Genomic DNA, 424 nt, shown 5'->3' on the forward strand with positions numbered 1-424 from the left:
ACATCCCCGGATCAAAGCCCGCTTACGGCTCCCCGAGGCATTTCGTTGTTCGCCACGTCCTTCTTCGGCTCCTAGCGCCTAGGCATCCTCCGTGTGCTCTTAGTAGCTTAACCTACTAATCCGCGATGTGTAACATCGTCGGAAATCTGCGATACAAAGTATCGTCGGAAATCCGCGATGCGTTAGCATCGTGGTTTACCTTCAACTAAAGGATGTTTCTTGCTTCGCTATCTAGTTTTCAAGGAACAAGATTTTGCTTCAGCAAAATATCTAACCTCAGACATTCTACGTCAGCACGAAAGGTATGCACCTTTCAAAACTGAACACGAGTGAGTAACAAACCGATATTTGTATCGCATCTCACCGATGCGGATACTCCATAGAAAGGAGGTGATCCAGCCGCACCTTCCGATACGGCTACCTT

1 rRNA gene is annotated in these 424 nt (G+C 47.9%); it reads right to left on the reverse strand.

The features are described 5' to 3' along the window. Positions 1-113 (reverse strand): 23S ribosomal RNA (locus KJS47_RS23840); the annotation flags it as partial. Between the last annotated feature and the right edge of the window lie 311 nt (positions 114-424).

Origin of the sequence: Paenibacillus sp. J31TS4, from assembly GCF_018403265.1 — a bacterium.
Taxonomy (GTDB): domain Bacteria; phylum Bacillota; class Bacilli; order Paenibacillales; family NBRC-103111; genus J31TS4.